At 72.2% G+C, this 18,835-nt stretch carries 24 protein-coding genes; 11 read left to right on the forward strand and 13 right to left on the reverse strand.

From position 1 onward, the window contains the following. Positions 1-86: 86 nt before the first annotated feature. On the forward strand, positions 87-917 hold the full coding sequence (locus E3N83_RS18770) for an esterase/lipase family protein (protein WP_202879277.1): 831 nt from the start codon (positions 87-89) through the stop codon (positions 915-917). Here E3N83_RS18770 and glpX read toward each other — a convergent pair. Genes glpX through E3N83_RS18800 form a run of 6 tightly spaced genes read right to left on the reverse strand, consistent with a single transcriptional unit; the run spans position 914 to position 6,196 of the window. Beyond that, a complete protein-coding gene (gene glpX / locus E3N83_RS18775) occupies positions 914-1,930 on the reverse strand; it encodes a class II fructose-bisphosphatase (RefSeq protein ID WP_151084639.1) in 1,017 nt (338 codons plus the stop codon). The two genes, E3N83_RS18770 and glpX, sit on opposite strands and share 4 nt — an antisense overlap. Before the next feature lie 17 nt (positions 1,931-1,947). Continuing rightward, on the reverse strand, positions 1,948-2,925 hold the full coding sequence (locus tag E3N83_RS18780) for an ABC transporter ATP-binding protein (protein WP_202879278.1): 978 nt from the start codon (positions 2,923-2,925) through the stop codon (positions 1,948-1,950). Further along, complete coding sequence (gene modB, locus E3N83_RS18785; RefSeq protein ID WP_202879279.1) at positions 2,922-3,716, reverse strand: molybdate ABC transporter permease subunit; 795 nt, start codon at positions 3,714-3,716, stop codon at positions 2,922-2,924. The genes E3N83_RS18780 and modB overlap by 4 nt, the downstream gene beginning before the upstream one ends. Positions 3,717-3,754: 38 nt before the next feature. Beyond that, positions 3,755-4,504, reverse strand: a complete 750-nt coding sequence (gene modA / locus E3N83_RS18790) for a molybdate ABC transporter substrate-binding protein (RefSeq protein WP_151084642.1) — start codon at positions 4,502-4,504, stop codon at positions 3,755-3,757. Then, positions 4,501-4,911: a TOBE domain-containing protein gene (locus E3N83_RS18795; protein WP_191907869.1), complete on the reverse strand. Its 411-nt coding sequence runs from the start codon at positions 4,909-4,911 to the stop codon at positions 4,501-4,503. Before E3N83_RS18795 ends, modA begins: the two co-directional genes overlap by 4 nt. A 49-nt stretch (positions 4,912-4,960) precedes the next feature. Beyond that, positions 4,961-6,196: an SLC13 family permease gene (locus tag E3N83_RS18800; RefSeq protein ID WP_151084643.1), complete on the reverse strand. Its 1,236-nt coding sequence runs from the start codon at positions 6,194-6,196 to the stop codon at positions 4,961-4,963. A gap of 53 nt (positions 6,197-6,249) precedes the next feature. On the opposite strand from E3N83_RS18800, the gene E3N83_RS18805 reads away from it, so the two are divergent. Then, positions 6,250-6,816 carry a DUF4245 family protein gene (locus E3N83_RS18805; protein WP_191907870.1) on the forward strand — a complete coding sequence of 189 codons (567 nt, stop codon included), beginning with the start codon at positions 6,250-6,252 and terminating at the stop codon, positions 6,814-6,816. A 6-nt stretch (positions 6,817-6,822) separates the two neighbouring features. On the opposite strand, the gene E3N83_RS18810 is transcribed toward E3N83_RS18805, so the two are convergent. Then, positions 6,823-7,026, reverse strand: a complete 204-nt coding sequence (locus E3N83_RS18810) for an exodeoxyribonuclease VII small subunit (protein WP_151084645.1) — start codon at positions 7,024-7,026, stop codon at positions 6,823-6,825. Further along, on the reverse strand, positions 7,023-8,267 hold the full coding sequence (gene xseA / locus E3N83_RS18815) for an exodeoxyribonuclease VII large subunit (RefSeq protein ID WP_151084646.1): 1,245 nt from the start codon (positions 8,265-8,267) through the stop codon (positions 7,023-7,025). Before xseA ends, E3N83_RS18810 begins: the two co-directional genes overlap by 4 nt. 43 nt (positions 8,268-8,310) lie before the next feature. Here xseA and E3N83_RS18820 point away from each other — a divergent pair, with 43 nt between their 5' ends. After that, positions 8,311-9,297 carry a 4-hydroxy-3-methylbut-2-enyl diphosphate reductase gene (locus tag E3N83_RS18820; RefSeq protein WP_151084647.1) on the forward strand — a complete coding sequence of 329 codons (987 nt, stop codon included), beginning with the start codon at positions 8,311-8,313 and terminating at the stop codon, positions 9,295-9,297. Positions 9,298-9,397: 100 nt separating this feature from the next. On the opposite strand, the gene E3N83_RS18825 is transcribed toward E3N83_RS18820, so the two are convergent. Continuing rightward, the gene (locus E3N83_RS18825) at positions 9,398-9,922 is read right to left on the reverse strand and encodes a GtrA family protein (protein ID WP_191907871.1); all 525 of its coding nucleotides are present in this window, start codon (positions 9,920-9,922) and stop codon (positions 9,398-9,400) included. A 180-nt stretch (positions 9,923-10,102) separates the two neighbouring features. Between E3N83_RS18825 and E3N83_RS18830 the strand changes: the two genes are divergently transcribed. After that, positions 10,103-10,726: an L-threonylcarbamoyladenylate synthase gene (locus tag E3N83_RS18830; protein WP_151084649.1), complete on the forward strand. Its 624-nt coding sequence runs from the start codon at positions 10,103-10,105 to the stop codon at positions 10,724-10,726. 9 nt (positions 10,727-10,735) lie between these two features. Here the strand turns inward: E3N83_RS18830 and E3N83_RS18835 are convergent, their stop codons facing one another. Together E3N83_RS18835 and E3N83_RS18840 are read right to left on the reverse strand one after the other, a co-directional pair. Continuing rightward, complete coding sequence (locus tag E3N83_RS18835; RefSeq protein WP_151084650.1) at positions 10,736-11,185, reverse strand: DUF6542 domain-containing protein; 450 nt, start codon at positions 11,183-11,185, stop codon at positions 10,736-10,738. An 82-nt stretch (positions 11,186-11,267) separates the two neighbouring features. Further along, positions 11,268-12,356 (reverse strand): DNA recombination protein RmuC, encoded by a 1,089-nt coding sequence (locus E3N83_RS18840; RefSeq protein WP_151084651.1) that lies wholly within the window; start codon positions 12,354-12,356, stop codon positions 11,268-11,270. 121 nt (positions 12,357-12,477) lie between these two features. Here E3N83_RS18840 and E3N83_RS18845 point away from each other — a divergent pair, with 121 nt between their 5' ends. Both E3N83_RS18845 and E3N83_RS18850 read left to right on the forward strand, forming a co-directional pair. Beyond that, positions 12,478-13,119, forward strand: coding sequence for a hypothetical protein (locus tag E3N83_RS18845; protein WP_151084652.1), 642 nt, complete (start codon positions 12,478-12,480; stop codon positions 13,117-13,119). Positions 13,120-13,174: 55 nt separating this feature from the next. Next, entirely contained in the window at positions 13,175-13,840 is a 666-nt protein-coding gene (locus tag E3N83_RS18850; RefSeq protein WP_151084653.1) for a hypothetical protein, read from the forward strand. A gap of 6 nt (positions 13,841-13,846) precedes the next feature. Here the strand turns inward: E3N83_RS18850 and E3N83_RS18855 are convergent, their stop codons facing one another. Continuing rightward, positions 13,847-14,617, reverse strand: coding sequence for an exodeoxyribonuclease III (locus tag E3N83_RS18855; RefSeq protein ID WP_151084654.1), 771 nt, complete (start codon positions 14,615-14,617; stop codon positions 13,847-13,849). Between the two features lie 38 nt (positions 14,618-14,655). On the opposite strand from E3N83_RS18855, the gene E3N83_RS18860 reads away from it, so the two are divergent. From E3N83_RS18860 to E3N83_RS18870, 3 genes are all read left to right on the forward strand, one after another. Continuing rightward, entirely contained in the window at positions 14,656-15,453 is a 798-nt protein-coding gene (locus E3N83_RS18860; protein WP_151084655.1) for a class II glutamine amidotransferase, read from the forward strand. 109 nt (positions 15,454-15,562) lie between these two features. Beyond that, positions 15,563-16,114: a hypothetical protein gene (locus E3N83_RS18865; protein WP_151084656.1), complete on the forward strand. Its 552-nt coding sequence runs from the start codon at positions 15,563-15,565 to the stop codon at positions 16,112-16,114. A gap of 174 nt (positions 16,115-16,288) precedes the next feature. Beyond that, positions 16,289-16,717: a hypothetical protein gene (locus E3N83_RS18870; RefSeq protein ID WP_151084657.1), complete on the forward strand. Its 429-nt coding sequence runs from the start codon at positions 16,289-16,291 to the stop codon at positions 16,715-16,717. On the opposite strand, the gene E3N83_RS18875 is transcribed toward E3N83_RS18870, so the two are convergent. Beyond that, the gene (locus E3N83_RS18875) at positions 16,696-17,064 is read right to left on the reverse strand and encodes a nuclear transport factor 2 family protein (protein ID WP_151084658.1); all 369 of its coding nucleotides are present in this window, start codon (positions 17,062-17,064) and stop codon (positions 16,696-16,698) included. The two genes, E3N83_RS18870 and E3N83_RS18875, sit on opposite strands and share 22 nt — an antisense overlap. Before the next feature lie 78 nt (positions 17,065-17,142). Between E3N83_RS18875 and ychF the strand changes: the two genes are divergently transcribed. Together ychF and E3N83_RS18885 are read left to right on the forward strand one after the other, a co-directional pair. Further along, entirely contained in the window at positions 17,143-18,219 is a 1,077-nt protein-coding gene (gene ychF, locus E3N83_RS18880; protein ID WP_151084659.1) for a redox-regulated ATPase YchF, read from the forward strand. Positions 18,220-18,329: 110 nt separating this feature from the next. Then, positions 18,330-18,818, forward strand: coding sequence for a phospholipase D-like domain-containing protein (locus E3N83_RS18885; protein ID WP_151084660.1), 489 nt, complete (start codon positions 18,330-18,332; stop codon positions 18,816-18,818). Positions 18,819-18,835: the final 17 nt, after the last annotated feature.

The raw sequence follows: 18,835 nt of genomic DNA on the forward strand, positions 1-18,835 counted from the left end.
TATCCGAGCGGGTGACGGCCACCTGCCGCCCGGGATCGGGCGAGGTCGCCACCGAGGAACGGCCAGACGACGTAACGTGGACCCTCGTGGCCAGCCAAGGCATCGCCGACTTCCTCCTCCCGGAGGGCTTCACCGCCCCGGGGCGGGCGGCGGTGCTGCGTGAGGTCAGCGTCGTCACCGAGGCCGGCCGGCTCGCGCTGGCCCGGGTCAGCGGACGGGTCGGGCCTCCGCGCACGGCGTACGCCGACCGCGGCGCCGGGCGTGACGCCGACCCCGTGGTGCTGGTGCCGGGCTTCCTGGCCGGCGACGGCAGCCTGGGCCTGATGGCGCGCGCGCTGCGCGCTCAGGGCCACCGCACCTACCGGTCGCACATCCGGGCCAACGTCGGTTGCACCCTCCAGGCCGCGGCCCAGCTCGAGTCGCGGCTGGAGACGGTCGTCTCGCGCCGGGGTCGGCGGGTGCAGATCGTGGGCCACAGCCTGGGCGGCATGCTCGCCCGCGGGCTCGCCGTACGCCGTCCCGACCTGGTCGCCGGCATCGTCACCCTGGGCAGCCCGATGCTCGCCCCGGCCGCCCACCACGTCAGCCTGGCACGCAGCCTCGACGCGCTGGTCCGGCTCAGTCGGGCCGGCGTCCCCGGCCTGATGTCCCTGGACTGCGTGGCCGGGGACTGTGCCCGGACCAGCTTCGAGGAGAGCCGCGCGCCGCTCCCGCCCGAGGTGGGGTTCACCGCCGTCTACTCCCGCCGGGACGGCATCGTCGACTGGCGGGCGTGCCTGGACCCGTTGGCCACGCCGGTCGAGGTGAGGTCGTCCCACGTCGGGATGGCGGTCGACCCGTCGGTGATCGCGGCGGTCACCGCCGCCCTGGCCCGGCACCGCGCCGGGCTGTCGCCGGCGGCCGGAGATCCGGCCTAGAGGGACGGCGCGACGACGTCGAGCTTCTCGAACTGGTGCTCGCTGCTGATCAGGCGCACCGTGCCGGAGCGCGAGCGCATCACCAGGGACTGCGAAGTGGCCCCGTGGGCCCGGAAGTGCACGCCCTTCATCAGCTCGCCGTCGGTGATCCCGCTGGCGACGAAGAAGCAGTCGTCGCCGGTGACCAGGTCGTCGGTCGACAGGAAGTGGGCCGGGTCGAGGTCGTGGCCGGCGTCGAGGGCACGCTGCCGCTCGTCGTCGTCCTTCGGCCAGAGCCGGCCCTGGATCACGCCTCCCACGCACTTCATCGCGCAGGCGGTGATGATCCCCTCGGGGGTGCCGCCGATGCCGAGCAGCATGTCGATGCCGGTGTCGGGGCGGGCCGCCATGATCGCGCCTGCCACGTCGCCGTCGACGATCAGCTTCAGCCGGGCGCCGGTGGCCCGCACCTCGTCGGCGAGCGCGTCGTGGCGCGGACGATCGAGCATCACCACGGTGACGTCCGCGGGCCGCGACCCTTTGGCCTTGGCGACCGCATGGATGTTGGCCGTGGCGCCCTTGCGGATGTCGACCACGCCGGCGGCCTCGGGCCCGGTGACCAGCTTCTCCATGTAGAACACCGCGGACGGGTCGTACATCGACCCCCGGGGCGAGACCGCCATCACCGACACCGCGTTGTTCATGCCCTTGGCGGTCAGGGTGGTGCCGTCGATCGGGTCGACGGCCACGTCGCACTCGGGCCCCGTGCCGTCACCGACGACCTCGCCGTTGTAGAGCATCGGCGCGTTGTCCTTCTCGCCCTCGCCGATCACCACGACGCCACGCATCTGCACGGTCGCGATCACCTTGCGCATCGCGTCGACGGCCACCCCGTCGGCGCCCTCCTTGTCGCCGCGGCCGACCCAGCGGGCGGCCGCCAGGGCCGCCGCCTCGGTCACACGCACGAGCTCCAGGGCGAGGTTGCGGTCGGGGGAGTCAGGTGCCGGCTCGAGGCTCCCCGTCGTGTCCGTCATGGCGGTGATGGTAGCGGTCAGGCCGACTCGGCCCGGTAGGTGCGTACGGCGGTCTCCTTGACCGAGAGCCACACCCGGCGCCCCGGCACGAGCTCCAGCTCGGCGATCGCGGCCGGCGTGACGTCGGCCAGGAGCTCGTGCTCGCCGGAGACCAGGAGCCGGACGGCGTCGCCGTGCGGGGCGAGGCTGGTGATCACCCCCGCCCACCGGTGACGAGCGGACCCGCTGGGCTCGAACAGGGACACCGTGACCAGGGTCGGGCTGAACGACATGTACCGGCCCTGCTCCTCGAGCACGTTGAGCCCGACCAGCCGGGCGACGTGGTCGGTGCGCGGCTGGGCGGCGACCTCGGCGGGCGGGCCGGTCTGCACCACCGCGCCGCCGTCGAGGACCCAGACCCGGTCGGCCAGGGTGAGAGCGTCGATCGCGTCGTGGGTGACCAGCAGCGTGATGCCGTCGTACGACGCGAGGTGGCGGGACAGCTCGAGCCGCAACGCCGTCGCGACGCCGATGTCGAGCCCCGCGAAGGGCTCGTCGAGCAGCAGCAGCCGCGGCGAGGTGGCCAGGGCCCGGGCCAGCGAGACGCGCTGGGCCTGCCCGCCCGACAGCTGGCCGGGTCGGCGCCGGGCCAGGTCGCCGACGCCGAAGCGGTCGAGCCAGTCGCCGGCCACCCGGTCGGCCTCCTCCCTGGCGGTCCCGCGGCTGCGCGGGCCGAAGGCGACGTTGTCGAGGGCGCTCAGGTGCGGGAACAGCAGCTGGCTCTGGAAGGCCATGCCGACCGACCGGTCGCGCACGGGCCGCGGTGGGCGAGACCACGACTCCCCGTCCACCTCGATGTCGCCGCGGCTGGGGACCAGCCCGGCCAGGGCGCGCAGCAGCGTCGACTTGCCGGCGCCGTTCGGACCGATCACGGCGACGACCTGCCCGGGCTCGGCGGTCACCTCGGCACGCAACCTGCCGGGCACCTCGAGGGCCGCGACGAGCCCGCTGCTCATGCCCGGGTCAGCCATCTGTTGCGGAGCAGCGCGAGGACGGCGACCGAGACCAGCAGCAGCACCATGCTCACGGTGCGGGCGACCAGCGGGTCGGACTGGAGCTCGGTGTAGATCAGCGAGGGCATGGTCTGGGTGGTGCCGGGGTAGTTTCCGGCGAACGTGATGGTCGCTCCGAACTCACCGAGTGAGCGCGCCCAGGCCAAGGCCGCGCCCGCGATCACTCCGGGCATCGCGAGCGGCAGCGTCACCCGGCGGAACGTCGTCCAGCGGTCGGCGCCCAGGGTGGCGGCCACGGCGTCGTACTCCTCGCCGGAGGAGCGCAGGGCACCCTCGACCGCGAGCACGTAGAACGGCATCGAGACGAAGGTGTGGGCGATCACCACCGCCCACGTGGTGTAGGGCAGCGTGATGCCGAACCAGTCGTCGAGGGGGCGGCCGATCGCGCCGGTCCGCCCGAGCGCGGTGATCAGCGCGACGCCCGCCACGACCGGCGGCAGCACCAGTGGCACCAGCACCAGGGCCCGCAGCAGGCCCCGGCCGCGGAACTCGATCCGGGCCAGCAGCCACGCCAGGGGGGTGCCGAGCACCAGGCAGGCGACCACGGTGGCGAGCGAGGCGAGGGCGGTCAGCCACAGCGCCTGCCGCACGGGCTGCGACCCGACCTGACCCCAGAAGTCGCTCCACGGGGTGTCCAGGACGAGGGTGACGAGGGGGACGACGAGCAGCGCGGCGGCCAGGCAGGCCGGCGCCAGGAGTGCGAACGGCGGACGGCCCAGGGTTCCCCCCGCCACTACCCCCCGATAGCTCTGCCGCCCACCGTCCGCAGCTCTCACGGTGCCCCGAAGCCCGCCTGGGCCAGCACCTTGGCTCCGGTGCTCCCGGTCACGAGGTCGACGAACTCCTGGGCCAGGGTGGCGTCCTTGGACTGGGTCAGCGTGACGATCGGGTAGGTCGTGACCTGCTTGGCCGCACCCGGGATCGGGACCGTGGTGACCTGGTCGCCGGCCGCCGTGGCGTCGGTGGTGTAGACGATGCCGGCGTCGGCCTCGCCCTCGGTGAGCTTGGCGAGCACCGACTTGACGTCGACCTCCGTGCTGACCGGCTTGCCGGTGATGTGGTCCTGGTCGAGCAGGGCCTGGGCCACTGACCCGCAGGGCGCGGTGGTCACGCAGGTCACGAACTTCACCGACGCCTTGTCCAGGTCGGCGAACGACGTGATGTGGGCCGGGTTGTCGGCCGGTGTTGCCAGCACCATCACGTTGGTCGCGAAGACCTTCGGCGTGGCCGCCTGCACCGCCTTGGCGCTGTCCATGGTGGTGGTGTCGGCGGTGGCCAGCACGTCCGCGGGAGCACCGCCGGCCGCCTGCTGGGCCAGGGTCGCCGAGGAGTCGAACGCGAACTTCACCGTCACGCCGGGGTGTGCCTTCTCGAACTCCTGGCCGAGCGCGGTGAAGGTCCCGGTCAGCGACGAGGCCGCGAGCACGGTGATCGTCTTGTCGCTCCCCCCGCCGCCTCCGCCGCAGGCGGTGAGGGGCAGGAGGGCGCCGACAGCGGCGAGCACGGCGAGTCTGGACTTCATGGGCGCTCCACGACGACGTTGGTGGACTTGACGGACACGATGGCGCGGACACCGGGTTCGAGGCCCAGCTCGGTGGCGGCCTCGGCGCTCATCAGCGAGACCATCCGATAGGGGCCGCAGATCACCTCGACCTGGGCCATCACCGTGTCCTTGACGACCTTGGTGACGATCCCGGTGAGGCGGTTGCGGGCGCTGACCTGCGACGACCGCGTCGCCGCCGACGGTCGGCGGGCGCGGGACTCGACGAGCCCGGCGAGGTCGCGTCCGGCGATGGACGTCGGCCCGGACGCGTCGGTCGCGGTCAGCTTCCCGGCGTCGATCCACCTGCGGACGGTGTCGTCGCTGACGCCGAGCAGCTCGGCTGCCTCGGCGATCCGGTAGGAGTCCACGGCACGTTTGTTCCGCATACACGGATCTTTGCATACGCACGGGGTCCGCAGGAGCGGAGTTCGCGGGTCAGCTCAGCAGCCAGAGGGTGGTGACGGCCGCGACCAGGCTGACCGGGGTGAGCAGCAGCGAGACCCGGTGGAACGCCGCACTGCCCGGCGCGACGTCGTACCGGCCCAGGGTGCGCCGCCAGAGCAGGTTGGCCAGCGACCCGGTCCAGGTCAGCCCCGAGCCGATGTTGAGCCCCATCAGGGCGGCCAGCAGCGCGGTGGTCCCCAGCGGAGCGACCAGCGGCACCAGGAGCAGCGTGGCCGACAGGTTGGTCAGGCCGTTGGCGAGCAGCGTCGCCAGCAGCGCGACGACCAGCAGGGCGCCGTACGACGTGGAGCTCGGGACGGCGCGACCTACCAGGTCGCCCAGGAAGCCGACGCCGAGGGCGGCGACCACCACGCCCAGCGCGAGGACCCACACGGCGAACCCGGGATGGGCCGAGCCCAGCACCTGGCGCGGCGTGACCAGCCCCGTCCGGCGGGCCCACAGCACGAGCACCAGCGCCGCGACCAGGGAGACCCACCACGGCTGGAGGCCGAGCGGGGAGACGACGGCGAACCCCACGAGCATCAGCCCGACGACAACGGTGGGGACCCGCGCCAGCGTCAGGGCGTCGTCGCGGTCGGCGGACGCGGGCACGGCCAGCTGACGCCGGAACAGCAGTCGCAGCCCGGCGTACTCCACGACGAGGACGACGGCGAGCACCGGAGCCATCCGGAGCGCGAAGCCGGTGAAGGTCAGGTGCAGGTGAGGTACGGCGAGCAGGTTGGTCAGGTTGGAGACGGGCAGCAGGAGCGAGGCGGAGTTGGCCATCCGCAGGCAGGCGTAGGTGCCGGGCTCGTCCGGCACCGAGCGAGCTATTCCGGCGGCCAGCACGACCGGGGTCAGGAGCACCACCGTGGCGTCGAGGCTGAGGCTGACGGTGACCACGGCCGCGAGGACGAAGACGCCGGTGAACAGTCGGATCGACCGACCGGCGCTCCAGTAGCTCACCCGCTGTGCGGCCCAGTCGAAGAGTCCCGCGCGTGCGCAGACGTCGGAGACGACCAGGATGGTGACCAGGAAGGCGACCACGGGGGCCAGGTTCCGCACGGCGGACCAGGCCTCGTCGGCGGTCAGGATCCCGGTGGCCAGGGTCGCCGCGGCGCACCCGACGCCGACCAGGGCCTCGACTCGTCCGGTGGGGTGGGTGAACGCGACCGCGAGCATCGCTGCGAGTGCCACGACCACGACGACGTCCGACAGGGGTGGCACGCGCGCATCGTAGGCGACCTGTGAGGATGGCCCGGCACCGCGGAGGGAGGAACGTGAGCGAGCAACCCGGTGGTCAGCCCAGCCGCTACCAACGGTCGACCTCGGGCATGGTCGGGGCGCTCCTGCTCACCTTCCTGTTCGTGATCGGCTTCGTGGCCTTCCGCGGGTGCAACCGGGTCAGCCCCGACGTCCGCCCCGACCACGTCGACTACCGGTCGCAGGTCGGCTTCGCCCAGCAGGACGGCGCGACCCTGGCCTACCCGGCCCACCTGCCGACCGGGTGGTACGCCACGCGGGTCGACTTCGAGGCGGGCACCCGGCCGGAGCTGGGCATCTCGCTGCTGACCCCGGACCAGTACGTCGGCATCCGCCAGTCACCGCGCAGCATCGCCGAGCTCCTCTCGGCGTATGTCGACTCGAAGCCGAGCGCGGGTCCGTCGGTGACCGTCGACGGCGGCCTGGTGCGGCGCTGGGCGACGTGGACCGACGCGGGCGGCGACGTCGCCCTGAGCGCCCGGTGGCACCACGAGTCGCTGCTGGTGTTCGGGACCGTGCCGCTGGCCGACCTCGAGCAGCTGGCGAGCTCCCTCACCGACGCGCCCCAGCAGCCGGCGCCGTAGCGCCGCTCAGTCGGCCTCGACGGCGGCGTCGAGGCGCTTGCGGGCACCGTCGAGCCACTCCTGGCAGATGCCAGCCAGCTTCTCCCCGCGCTCCCAGAGGGCCAGGCTCTCCTCCAACGTGGTGCCCCCGGCCTCCAGCGAGCGGACCACCTCGATCAGCTCGGCGCGGGCGGCTTCGTAGCCGGGCTTCTGCTTGTCGCCGTCGCTCATTGCTGCTCCTTCGATGGGACGGGGTCGGGCTCGACGCCGGTCGTGCTGGCCAGGATCCGCCCGTCGGCCACCCTGATCCGCAGGGCGGCCCCGGCCCCGACGCCCTGGGTCGAGGTCAGCACCGCGCCGTCGGCACCCTGCACCACGGCGTACCCCCGCTGGAGTGTGGCCAGCGGCGACAGCGACCGCGCGCGAGCCCGCTGGTGGGCGATGTCGTCGCCGGCGCGGTCGAGAGCGTGGCCCAGCACGCGCCGGCCGCGCTCGCGCAGGTCGTGCACCTCGGTGGCGCGGGCGTCCACGAGACTGCGCGGGTCGGCCAGCACCGGGCGCGCGCGCAGGTCGGAGAGGGTCTGGCGCTCGCGGTCGATGATCTGGCCGAGCAGGGCCCGCACCCGGTCACGCGCCCACGCCACCCCGCGCAGCTCCTCGGCCACGTCGGGGACCAGGTGCTTGGCGGCGTCGGTGGGCGTCGAGGCGCGGAGATCGGCGACCAGGTCGAGCAGCGGGGTGTCGGGCTCGTGCCCGATCGCGGAGACCACCGGGGTGCGGGCGGCGTGCACCGCTCGGATCAGGGCCTCGTCGCTGAACGGGAGGAGGTCCTCGACCGAGCCGCCGCCGCGGGCGATCACGATCACGTCGACCCGCAGGTCGCGGTCGAGCCGGGCCAGGGCCTCCATCACCTCGGTGGCCGCCCGCTGGCCCTGCATCGCGGCGTACGCCGTCTCGAAGGCGACGCCGGGCCAGCGCCGGCGCGACGTCTCCACGACGTCGCGCTCCGCGGCGGAGCCGGGTGCGGTGATCAACCCGACCCGCTCGGGCAGGAACGGCAGGGGGCGTTTGAGCTCGGGGGCGAACAGCCCCTCGGCGGCGAGGAGCTGGCGGCGTCGCTCGAGCCGGGCCAGCAGCTCACCGAGCCCGACCATCCGGATCTCGCGGGCGACCAGCGAGAGGGAGCCACGGGTGGGGTAGTAGTCGGGCTTGGCGTGGAGGACCACGCTGGCGCCCTCGACCAGGGGCGGGTTGAGGCTGTCGAACAGCGTGCGCGGGCACGTGACCGGCACCGAGATGTCGGCCGCGGAGTCGCGCAACGTCATGAAGACCGTGCCGACTCCCGGCCGTCGGCTGATCTGCGCCATCTGGCCCTCGACCCAGACCGCGCCGAGGCGGTCGATCCAGCCCGAGATCGCCAGCGCGATCTGGCGCACCGGGGCCGGCGACTCGGGGGAGGTGTCGAGGGCCATGGCGAGCAGGCTAGGCCACGGCACCCCCCGTAGACTCGACAGCATGAGTGTGGACCTGGGCATGCCCGACACGTCGGGCCGGGGCGTACGCCTCGCGGCCCCGCGCGGCTACTGCGCCGGCGTCGACCGCGCCGTGATCACCGTGGAGAAGGCGCTGGACCTGTACGGCGCGCCGGTCTACGTCCGCAAGCAGATCGTCCACAACAAGCACGTCGTCTCCGACCTCGAGTCGCGTGGCGCGGTGTTCGTCGAGGAGCTCGACGAGGTGCCGTCGGGTGCCACCGTGGTGTTCTCCGCCCACGGGGTCTCACCGACCGTTCACGCCGAGGCCAAGGAGCGTGGGCTCAAGACCATCGACGCGACCTGCCCCCTGGTCACCAAGGTGCACCACGAGGCGAAGCGCTTCGCCGGCGACGACTACGACATCCTGCTGATCGGCCACGAAGGGCACGAGGAGGTCGAGGGCACCGCCGGTGAGGCGCCCGAGCACATCCAGCTCGTGCAGAGCCCCGCGGACGTGGAGTCGATCGTGGTGCGCGACCCGGGCAAGGTGGCCTGGCTGTCGCAGACCACGCTGTCGGTCGACGAGACGATGGCGACCGTCGACGCGATCCGGGCCCGGTTCCCCCAGCTGCTCGACCCGCCCAGCGACGACATCTGCTACGCCACCCAGAACCGACAGCTCGCGGTCAAGGAGATCGCCCACGACGCCGACCTCGTGATCGTGGTCGGCTCGGCCAACTCCTCCAACTCGGTCCGGCTCGCCGAGGTGGCGCTCGAGGCCGGCGCCCGGGCCGCCCACCGCGTCGACGACGCCTCCGAGATCGACGAGGCCTGGCTGGACGGGGTCGACAAGGTCAGCGTGACCTCGGGTGCGAGCGTGCCCGAGGCCCTGGTCGACGGGGTGCTGGGCTATCTCGCCGAGCGCGGCTACCCCGACGCCGAGGCCGTGCACAGCGCCGAGGAGTCCTTGATCTTCGCGCTGCCTCCCGAGCTGCGTCGCGACCTGCGCGCTGCGGCGAAGGGCTGACGGGCCGTCGTACAGCGGGCCACCGTTGCTCGCCGCCTCCGGCCGCGGTCTCCTGCGGTTGCGGTTGCTCGCCGCCTGCGGCGGCGGTCTCGCTGCGCCGTCACGGCCTCGCCAGCTCGGCCGTGGGCTCGCTCGACTCTCGCGCGCTCAGGCTGACTCCGCCTCCGGCGGAGTCAGCTGCGCGCTCGGGCCAGACGACGTACCGGTAGAGCAGGAAGTTCGCCACCACGCTGCCGCCGAGCGCGACGACCTTGGCGACCATGAGCGGCACCGCTGCGAGGTCGTGCGTCGCGTGGATCAGCACCGGCTGGAGCACCCACATCGTGGCGCCGTTGGCGGCCACGAAGAGCACGGCCTGGCGCACGGTCACGCGGGAGGAGCCGAACGTGTGGCGCCCGTTGAGCAGGAAGCTGAAGGTCATCCCGGCCGACGTCGAGACGAAGTTGGCGAGCACGATCCCCAGGGGTGCGTTCAGCACCCAGAACAGCAGGACGTCGATCCCGGTGTTGGCCAGCCCGACCAGGGCGAACCTGCGGAACGTGCGCGAGAGCACGACCGTCAGCACCCGGCGCCGGAGCCCGGGCTCGCCGACGGGCGTCACGCCCGTCGAGGTCTTGTCCGCCATGGGTTCACGGTACGGCGGCGCCGCCGTGCGCACGCGCGGTTCGACGTAATCGGGCAGGGGAGGGGAGGAGGGCTCGGGGTCGGCGTTCGGGTCCATGTCCCGTTGGTATCCATCCTGCCTGCGCTGCGACCCCGGACGACCTGTGAATGCGCTGGGAAGCCCCGCTCCTAGACTCGATGCGTGGCCCGCTACGTCGACGTGCACCCGGACAACCCCCAGCCGCGAGTGATCGCCCAGGTGGCCGCTGCGGTGCGCGACGACGCGCTGATCGCCTACCCCACCGACTCCGGCTACGCCCTGGGCACCCGGATGGGCAACCGCGACGGACGCGAGCGGATCCTGACGATCCGGGGGCTCGACGACAAGCACCACTTCACGTTGATGTGCTCGGACTTCGCCCAGCTCGGCCAGTTCGCCCAGATCTCCAACAGCGTCTTCCGTGCGATCCGCGCCGCCACGCCCGGTCCGTACACGTTCATCCTGCCGGCCACCGCCGAGGTGCCCCGTCGGCTGCTGCACCCGAAGAAACGCACGGTCGGGGTCCGGATCCCCGACCACGCCGTGTGCCAGGCGCTGCTCTCCGAGCTCGGGGAGCCGATGGTGAGCAGCTCGCTGATCCTGCCCGGCGAGACCGAGCCGCGTGCCCTGGGCTGGGAGATCAAGGAAGAGCTCGACCACGTGGTCGACCTGGTGATCGAGGCGGGGGAGACCCTGGCCGAGCCGACCACCGTCGTGGACTGGTCGGAGGGCTTCCCGGACATCGTGCGGCTCGGCGCCGGCGACGTGGAGCGCTTCGAGGAGTAGCCGAACCGGTCAGTGGTGGCGCAGGCGCTGCCGCGCGAGCAGCATGCCCAGGCACACGGCGTACCCCGCGAAGAGCGCCATGCTGTGGTGCGCCAGACCGGTGATCACGGCCTGGACGACGCCGTCCTGCGGGCGCGCGATCACCTTCGGGCCGTTGAACGCCACGATCACCATCGTGCCGAACATCAGCAACGGCGGCAGCACGCCGACGGTGAAGAAGTCGCGCGGGCGCACCAGCACTGCCGCGGCCAGGCAGATCATCACGAAGCAGAGGTCGAAGAACAGCCGCAGGTGGCCCACCATCGTGATCTCGATCGTGGCCGCGGTGAGCACGAGCGCGCTGCACAGGGCCACCACCTCGCTACCGCTGGTGTCGCCGTGCCAGAAGTAGGACGGGGCCTGACGTCGTGGCCCTGCGTGCAGGGGAGGGTGACCGACGCGCGCTCTCGCTTCGCTCACGGTGCTCCCTGGTGAGCTCGCAGTTCGCGCGCCGCGTGCGGGCGCGTGAGCAGGTGCGGACCGACGCGCGCTCTCGCTTCGCTCACGGGCCCACCGTATGCTCCGCGACCTCCTCCCCCCCAGCGGCGCGCCGGGGGAGCGGGTGGACCGATCCGAGGGCCCGGGAGGCGCTCTCGACCTGCTGCGGGGAGGTCAGTGCGTCGTCGGTCACGTCGAGCTCCTCGAAGCGGCGGGCCGAGACCAGCACCCGCGACTCCCACGACCCGACGGTCTGGTTGTAGGCGCCGACCGCGGAGTCGAGGGACCGCCCGAGCCGGCCGAGGTGACCGCTCATCGTCTGGAGCCGGTCATGCAGGTCGCGGCCGACGCGGTGGATCTCCCGGGCCTGCTCGGCGACCGCCTCGTGCCGCCACCCGTGGGCGACGGTGCGGAGCAGCGCGATCAGCGTGGTCGGGCTGGCCAGCACGACGCCTCGCTCGGCGGCGTACTCGATCAGGGTCGGGTCGGCGTCCAGCCCCGCGGCGAGGAAGGCCTCGGCCGGCAGGAACAGCACCACGAACTCCGGCGTCTCGGGAAGGGAGCGCCAGTAGCGCTTGGCGCCGAGCAGGTCGATGTGGGCGCGCAGCTGCCGGGCGTGCCGGGCCAGGTGGCCGTCGCGCTGGTCGGGCTCGTCGGTGGAGGTGGCGTCGAGGAAGGCGTCGAGCGGGACCTTCGCGTCCACGACGACGCACCGCCCACCGGCGAGGGTGACCACGAGGTCGGGACGCAGCGCACCGTCGGCCAGCTGGACCTGCTCGAGGAAGTCGCACCGGTCGACCAGCCCCGCCACCTCGACGGCCCGGCGCAGGTGCAGCTCGCCCCAACGCCCGCGCACCTGCGGCCGGCGCAGGGCCGTCGACAGGGTCTGCGTCTCGCGGCGCAGTGTGTCGGTCGTGTGCCGCATGTCGAGCACCTGCTGGTGCAGCTGCCCCTGCCAGGTGGCCCGCGCGTGCTCGAGGTCGGCCAGCTGGTCACCGAGCCGGTCGAGACCCTGCATCACCTCGGCCTGGTCGACCATCCCCTGCCCCAGCTCGCCGAGGTACGACGGGCGGGAGCGCGCCCACAGGACGCCCACGAGCGCCCCGAGGGCGAGGCCGACCAGGAGCATCAGCAGCGCAGTCATGAGGTCCATGTGACTGATGGTGCACGAGGCCACCGACATCGTCGCGCGATGTCAACCGGAGTGCCCTCTCCGAGCGACCAGACAGTGTGCCCGGACGCCCGGTCCGGGCCGGGACGGCCTGGAGGTCTCGATGAAGACATGGCACTGCAACCCGCTCCGAGCGAGCGCACGTACGCTGGCCCTAGGGCTCGTCGTCGTACCGGCCGTGGCGTCGGCGGCGCTGCTCGCCGGGCCGGGTGCCGCCGCGACAGTCGGCGCCACCCTCACCCCGCCGCCGCCCGACTGGTACACCTGTCGCGGCACCGGCAGTGGCACGGTCTGCCACGGCTCGATGTCCTTCCAGCACCTCGCCGGCGTCGACGGCAGCTGCCCGCAGGGCTTCGACATCCTCGAGAACGGTCACGACAACGAGACCGGCGCGCGCTACTACGACCGGGACGGCAACCTGGTCCGGCGCGTGCTGCACGACAACTACCCGGTCGGCGATCCGTTGAACGTGCTCTACAACTCGGTGACCGGTACGTCGATCGCCTACCGCACCGATCTCACCGAGTCCGACAGCTTCGCCGTGCCCGGCGACTTCGGCAGCATCACCTCGCGGTTCACCGGCAACCTCTATTCGGTGACGACCCCGGGCGGCGGAGCTCTCGTGCACGACTCGGGGATGCTGACGTTCTCCTCGGAGGGTGACGTGCTGGTCGACCACGGCCCGAAGATGCTCTTCGACGGTGACACCGCCGCCCTCTGCGCGGCGCTGGCCGACGGGACCTGAGGGACGCGCGGCACGGTGCCCCGAACCGGCTGTGGTTCCGCGTTACCTTGCCCCCATGAGGCACGGACTGCGTACGACGGCGCTCGCGGTGGGCGCGTGCGCCCTGCTGTCGGGGTGCTTCGGCTCCAGCTCGCCGGAGCCGACCGCACAGCACTCCCGCACCCACGCGTCCCACAGCACGTCCCCCTCGACCGAGGCCACGAGCCCGGCGACCACGCCCGCGACCTCCGAGCCGACCAGCGCACCGACCACGGGCTCGACGCCGACGCTCGCCTTCTTCCCGAGGTCCAACGGCCCGCACTCGCACAACTGCTTCAACGTCACCGGCAGCACGCCGGTGGACTTCTACTACTACCCGGTCGTGGTCACGCCGTCGACCGCGGTCACGCTCTCGAAGGCGGCGGTCACCTACGCCGACGGCGTGCAGGTGGTTGGGGCCTGGGTGGCGCCGGCCGCCCCGGTGCGAGGCACCGGGATCGTCGTCGGGGCCACGGACTGGTCGACGGTCACCCAGGGCACCAGCATCCAGTGGAGCCAACGAGTGTCCGCCGCCGGAGCGGGCCTGGTCGCCGGTACGTCGTACAACGTCTTCCTGCACCTGCGGGTCTACCCCGACGCGCTGCCCTTGGCGACCCGCGGTGTGGTGCTCACGCTCACCGACGCCGGCGGGACCCACGACGTCACCTGGGTCGACCACCTGTCGTTCAAGACGGCCTGCTGACCGCGCTCAGTCGGAGAGATCCACGACGACGGGCGCATGGTCGGACGCGCCCTGGCCGGCCCGCTCCTCGCGGTCGATGAAGGCCCCGGTGACCCGCCCGGCCAGGGACGGGGTGGCGAGCACGAAGTCGATCTTCAGGCCGCGGTCCCGCTCGAAGCGCTGGCGGTAGTAGTCCCAGTAGGTGTAGCCCGGCGCGTGGGCACGCGTCACCTCGGCGTACCCGTCGTCGAGGAACGCCTGGAACGCCGCTCGCTCCGGCGGGGTGACGTGGGTGGAGTTCTTGAACTGGGTGACGTCGAAGACGTCGGCGTCGGTCGGGCAGATGTTCCAGTCGCCGACCAGGGCGGTCTGGTCGCCCAGCCACGAGCCGGCGGCGTCGCGCAGCCGGCTCAGCCAGTCCAGCTTGTAGACGTAGTGCGGGTCGTCGGGCTTGCGGCCGTTGGGCACGTAGAGCGACCAGATCCGTACGCCGCCACAGGTCGCCGCGATCGCCCGGGCCTCGGCCTCGAGCGGGTCGCCGTACCCCGGCATGCCCTCGAAGCCGACCTGGACGTCCTCGAGGCCGACCCGGCTGATCAGGGCGACGCCGTTCCACTGGCTGGTGCCCGCGGCCGCGACGTCGTACCCCGCGGCCTGGAGCCCCATCAGGGGCAGCTGCTCCTCGCGGGCCTTGGTCTCCTGGCAGGCCAGCACGTCGATGTCGTGTCGCAGGAGGAAGGCCTCGACCCGGTCGATCCGCGAGCGCAGGGAGTTGACGTTCCAGGTGGCGATCCGCACCCGACCACCCTAGGGGGGTCGCGTGGCAGGGTGGAGGCGTGTGCAGGCTGTTCGGCATGTCCGGTGGACGACGCCCGGTCCGGGCGACGTTCTGGCTGCTGGACGCCCCCGACAGCCTCGACGTGCAGTCGCGGGCCAACCCCGACGGCACCGGGCTGGGGATCTTCGACGCCGACGGCCGACCGCAGCTGCTGCGCCAGCCCCTCGCGGCGGACGACGACCTCGACTTCGCCCGCGAGGCGCGCGAGCTCGAGTCGACCACGTGGGTCGGTCACGTGCGGCATGCCAGCCAGGGTGCGGTGGCCCTGCGCAACACCCACCCGTTCGCCATGGACGGCCGGATCCTGGCCCACAACGGCGGCTTCGGCGACCTCCCGCTGCTGGAGGAGCACCTGGGCGACGACCTGTCCCTGGTGGAGGGCGACACCGACTCCGAGCGGTTCTTCGCCCTGGTCACCCGCGAGGTCCGTCGCACCGGCGACGTCGCCGACGGGCTGGTCCGTGCCGTCGACTGGGTCGCCGACCATCTCCCGGTGCTGGCCCTCAACGTCGTGCTCACCACGCCGTACGACCTGTGGGCCCTGCGCTACCCGGAGACGCACGCGCTCCACCTCCTCCAGAGCGACGCCGGATCGGTGGCGCGCGAGAGCCGGGCCGGCACCCGGGTCACCGCCGACCACGCGCCGCCGCACGTCGTGGTCGCCAGCGAGCGTCTGGACGACGACCCGGGCTGGGACGAGGTGGCACCCGGCGAGCTGGTCCACGTCGGCCCGGAGCTGACCGTGGAGCGCACCGTCGTACGGGACCGCGCACCGCTACGCCGGATGTCGCTCTGACCGGTGGACCCCTGCCGTTGGTGCTAAAACCACCGTCCCATGGCAACTCCGACCGCGTTCGCGACACCGTAGGGGCATCGGAGAACGACCCCTTTCCAAGGAGCACACCATGAAGCGCCTCACGTACCTCGCTGCCGCCGGAGCCCTCGTGGCCACCTCGGGCCTGGGTGCCTGGGCGGCCAACGCCGCCACCGACGACAGCCCGGCCGCACATGTCCGCACCACCGCCCGGCACGGGGCCGACGACCCGGCCGGCCACCACCGGCGCCACGGCGCCGACGACCCGACCACGCACCACCGCCACGCCTCGACCGGTGCGCACAGCGGCTCGACGAGCACCGAGCCCGGTGACGACAACGGCGGCAACGGCGAGCCCGAGCCGGGGGACGACAACGGCGGTCTGAGCAATGCGCCGGAGCCTGGTGACGACAACGGCGGCGTGACCGATGCCCCGGAGCCCGGCGACGACAACGGCGGCAACGGCGAGCCCGAGCCCGGCGACGACAACGGCGGGGTGACCGACTCGCCGGAGCCCGGTGACGACAACGGCGGGCAGAGCGAGCCCGGCGACGACAACGGCGGTGACACTTCCGGTGGCCACGACGGCAGCGACGACGGTGGCCACCACGGCGGCGGCGACGACCACGGCAGCGACGGCTGACCCGGCACCTGCCTCCACCCCCCGCACCCCGCCGGCGCCCGGCTCTCCTCGAGAGCCGGGCGCCGTCGTCGTACGACGACCGACCGCTCGTGGTGCCGGTCGACATCGAACGGGTGCCCGGACCCGGACGGTCGGGTTGCTCGCGGCTGGGTGGGGACTGGTTGGATGCCCGGCATGAGGCGCACCGTGGTCGTCATGCTCGTGGTCGCGATCGGGCTGGACGTGGCCTACTGGTCGATCTGGTTCACCCAGCGCGACTGGCTGGCCAGTGAGCACACGCAGGCCTACTACGACTTCGAGAACGCCTTCCCGCTGGCCGACCTGTGGCTCGGCCTGGCCTGCATGCTCGCCCTGGTCACGTTGGTACGACGACACCCGAGCGCGCTGCTCTGGCTGATCGCCACCGGCGCCGCCGGGCTCTACCTCGGCAGCCTCGACCTGCTCTACGACCTGGAGCACGGGATCTTCGCCAAGGGCGGCGGGGGAGCGTTCGAGGCGGTGATCGTGGCGATCACGTGGGCGTTCTCACTGACCGTGCTGCGGTTCGCCTGGACCCGGCGCGGCGAGCTGCTCGGAGCCGGTCAGGGAGCGACGGGCCGGTAACCGGAGCAGACGATCCGCAGGAAGTCGATGGTCTCGATCCCGCCGCGGTAGTAGGCCTGCTGCTCGATCAGGTGCGGCCCGTCGGCGGTGGTGGTGAGGAAGCGGTAGCCCACCCGGCGGGTGTCGCCCACCACGTCGGTGGTCACCTCCTCGACCCGGTCGATGGAGACGCCCTCGCCGAACCACGTGCCCAGGACGACGTCGCGCACCTCACCCGGCGTCGTACCCTCGAAGACCCGGCGAGGCGTCAGGCCCCGGAAGTCGACGTCGGGGGCGAGCAGGGCCTGGAGGCCGGCCGAGTCCCGCGCAGCGATCGCGGCCACCCACCGCTCGCCCGGTGTCGTCATGGGGCGAGTCTGCACCCGCAGGGTGAAAGCCGTCGAGGAATCGGGGCGCGGCCCGTGCCGCCCCTAAACTCGTCGAACGTGGCTCTCACCATCGGCATCGTCGGTCTCCCCAACGCGGGCAAGTCGACTCTCTTCAACGCGCTGACCAAGAACGACGTGCTCGCCGCGAACTACCCGTTCGCCACGATCGAGCCGAACGTCGGCGTCGTCGGCGTCCCCGACGAGCGGCTCCAGCCGCTGGCCGAGCTCTTCGGATCGGCCCGGATCCTGCCCGCGACCGTCGAGTTCGTGGACATCGCCGGCATCGTCCGTGGGGCGTCGGAGGGTGAGGGGCTGGGCAACAAGTTCCTCTCCCACATCCGCGAGTCGGCGGCGATCTGCCAGGTCACCCGGGTCTTCCGCGACGAGGACGTCACCCACGTCGACGGCGAGGTGAACCCGGAGTCCGACCTCGGCACGATCCAGACCGAGCTGATCCTGGCCGACCTCCAGACCGTCGAGAAGGCGATCCCGCGGCTGGAGAAGGAGGCGCGCGGCAACAAGTCGCTGACCGCCAACCTCGACGCCGCTCGGGAGGCACTGGCCGCCCTCGAGGCCGGCACGCCGGTGATCAACACGACCATCGACCGGGCCCTGATCCGCGAGCTCAGCCTGCTGACGGCCAAGCCGTTCATCTACGTCTTCAACTGCGATGCCGACGAGCTCGGCGACGACGAGCTCAAACAGAGGATGCAGGCGCTCGTCGCACCCTCCGAGGCGATCTTCCTCGACGCCAAGTTCGAGTCCGAGCTGGTCGAGCTCGACGACGACGCCGAGGCCCACGAGATGCTGCACGAGATGGGCATCGAGGAGTCCGGCCTCGACCAGCTCGCCCGGGTCGGCTTCGACACCCTCGGTCTCCAGACCTATCTCACCGCCGGCCCCAAGGAGACGCGGGCCTGGACGATCACCAAGGGCGCCACCGCCCCCGAGGCGGCCGGCGTCATCCACACCGACTTCCAGCGCGGCTTCATCAAGGCCGAGATCGTCTCGTACGACGACCTGGTCGCCGCGGGCTCGATGCAGAAGGTCAAGGAGGCCGGTCGCGTCCGCATGGAGGGCAAGGACTACGTGATGGCCGACGGCGACGTCGTCGAGTTCCGCTTCAACGTCTGAACGCACTTCTGGTCAACCGACCCGTTGACGCTGATCGCGCTGAGGTCTAACGTCTCGCTCCCGGCCGGAGGCGGTGGCGTCTCACACAGGGCCGTCACTCGGGAGTCTCCATGCAGAAGTTCATGTCAGTCCGCTTGAGTCTTGTGACCGTCATGTCCGCCGTGGTCGCCATGTGCGCGACCGTCGCTTCGCCCGTAGCAGCGCATGCCACCATTACCGGGAACTGCTTCGACCAGACGCCGGTCACCACCCAGAGCTTCACGGTCAGGTCCTGCTTCACGTGGCCCACCTTCTCGGGCACCACGGTCACCCCGGACCGCTCGATCACGAACGAACTGGCCGCCGTCCTCGGCACCGCGACCTCGGGAGACACTGTCGACGCCGCCTTCTATCGGCTTTCGTACAGCACCGTGGTCGATGCCCTGATCGCAGCGAAGAACACACAGGCGGCCACCGTCAACGTGGTGGTCGACAAGGACAGCCTGGACTCCACGTCCGGTGCCCAAGCCGTGACCAACCTCCGAGCCGCGGGCGTGAACGTCACGGTCTGCACCGCTTGGCCACGACGCCACTGCCGTCCGGCGGGGGCCGCTGCCTGATCTCGAACAGCTCCTCG

Origin of the sequence: Nocardioides cynanchi (assembly GCF_008761635.1) — a bacterium.
Lineage (GTDB): Bacteria > Actinomycetota > Actinomycetes > Propionibacteriales > Nocardioidaceae > Nocardioides > Nocardioides cynanchi.